The following is a 2,131-nucleotide window of genomic DNA, read 5'->3' on the forward strand; positions in this document are numbered from 1 at the left end:
TGGCGTCGCGGGTGGCGAGCAGACGGATCTCGTCGGCATCGCGGGCCGCGGCCTCGCGGACGTCGTTGGCCTCGTCCTCGGCGAGCTTGAGCATCGAGGTCGCCCGGCCGCCGAGCCCGGCGTAGGAGGGAGTCTTGTTCTCGGCCAGCTCGGCGCGCAGGCTCTCGAGCTCTCCCTGGAGCTCGAGCACCCGCCGCTCCGAGGCGCTCAGGCTGTTGCTGAGGCCCGACTTCTCACCCGCGAGCTGGGCGATGCGCTGGTCGACAGCGAGCTTGTCGTAGCCGCCGCGGCGCACGACGGGCAGGACCGAGCCGGCAGCCGCGCCCGGCGTGCTGCCCAGCGGGGACGCCGGGGGCGAGAGGGGCCGGCTGGGCGCCTCGGTGGGGACGGCGCGGGCAGGGGCCGGCTGGATGCTGGGCGCCGGCTGGGTGCTGGGCGCCGGCTTCTGGGCGGACGCAGGCGGGGCCGGAGTCGTGGTGCGCGACGTGGCGACCCGCTGCGTCGACTGGTCGGGCTCAGCGCGGGGTTGGGGCCTCGGGACGGTGGGCATGACCTGCGTGGCCGTGCTGTCGGCGGATCCGCTCGCGTCGGCGGCGTTCGGGGGCGGCACCTCCGCGTCGAGGTCGGGGTCAGACTCCGGCTCCTCGTCGAAGATGGACAGGCCCTGATCGCTGCTCATGGTCGAGCACCCACTCTCTACGTCGTTCTGCGGTCGTGCCGATGGCGTGGCGCCCAGTCTGTACGACGGGCGCGAACAAACACACCCCGGCTCGCGGACGAATCGCGCACCGGGGTGTGAATGAGGTGTGTCGGGAGTGTGGCGGGGTGTGGCGCGTCCGGTCAGACGCCGCGCTGGCGGTCGCTTCGCCTGCTCCGCTCGTTCCTCGCTGCGCAGGCTCAGACTCCGCGGAACCGGTTGATCGCTTCCTCGTGCCTGGCCCGCATCTCCGGGTTGCGCACGCCGAGCCCCTCCTCGGGAGCGAGGCAGAGCACACCGACCTTGCCCTGGTGGGCGTTCTTGTGGACGTCGAGGGCGGCCTGGCCCACGTCGTCGAGACCGTAGGTCTTCGACAGCGTCGGGTGGATCATGCCCTTGGAGATGAGGCGGTTGGCCTCCCACGACTCGCGGTAGTTGGCGAAGTGGGAGGAGATGATCCGCTTGAGGTTCATCCACAGGTAGCGGTTGTCGTACTCGTGCATGTAGCCGCTGGTGGAGGCGCAGGTGGTGATGGTGCCGCCCTTGCGCGTCACGAACACGGACGCGCCGAAGGTCTCGCGGCCCGGGTGCTCGAAGACGATGTCGATGTCCTCGCCGCCGGTCAGCTCACGGATCTTGGCGCCGAGCCGCTTCCACTCGCGTGGGTCCTGCTGGGTGTTCTCGTCGTTCCAGAACTTGTAGCCCTCGTCGCTGCGGTTGATGATCAGCTCCGCGCCCATCTTGCGGCAGATCTCCGCCTTGTCCTCGGAGGAGACGACGCAGATGGGCGTCGCGCCGCCGTTGAGGGCGTACTGCGTGGCGAAGCCGCCCAGACCGCCGGACGCCCCCCAGATCAGCACGTTGTCGCCCTGCTTCATGTCGCCGCCGTTGCGGCTGACCAGCTGGCGGTAGGCCGTGGAGTTGACCAGGCCGGGGGAGGCGGCCTCCTCCCAGGTGAGGTGACCGGGCTTGGGCATCAGCTGGTTGGACTTCACCAACGCGATGTGGGCGAGGCCGCCGAAGTTGGTCTCGAAGCCCCAGATGCGCTGCTCGGTGTCGAGCATCGTGTCGTTGTGGCCGTCGGGGCCCTCGAGCTCGACGGACAGGCAGTGGGCCACGACCCGGTCGCCGGGCTTCCACTTGGTGACGCCTGGACCGGTCCTGAGCACGACACCGGACAGGTCGGAGCCGACCACGTGGTAGGGCAGGTCGTGGCGCTTGGTGAGCTCGCTGTTGGGGCCGTTGCGCTCGAGGAAGCCGTAGGTCGACACCGGCTCGAAGATCGAGGTCCACACGGTGTTGTAGTTGATGGCCGAGGCCATCACCGCGACGTAGGCCTCGCCCGGGCCGAGCTCGGGGAGGGCGACGTCGCCGACGTGCAGCGACTTGCGCGGGTCCTTCTCCTTGCTGGGCAGACCCTCGAACATGTCCACG

1 protein-coding gene and 1 pseudogene are annotated in these 2,131 nt (G+C 70.1%); both read right to left on the reverse strand.

The features are described from left to right. Window positions 1–679: pseudogene (locus tag RMO85_RS04580) on the reverse strand (hypothetical protein); the annotation flags it as partial. 218 nt (window positions 680–897) lie between these two features. Then, a partial coding sequence (ccrA, locus tag RMO85_RS04585; protein WP_310526755.1) for a crotonyl-CoA carboxylase/reductase occupies window positions 898–2,131 on the reverse strand: 1,234 nt, incomplete at its 5' end.

The sequence above is a fragment of the Nocardioides sp. genome (assembly GCF_031422975.1).
GTDB lineage: Bacteria > Actinomycetota > Actinomycetes > Propionibacteriales > Nocardioidaceae > Nocardioides.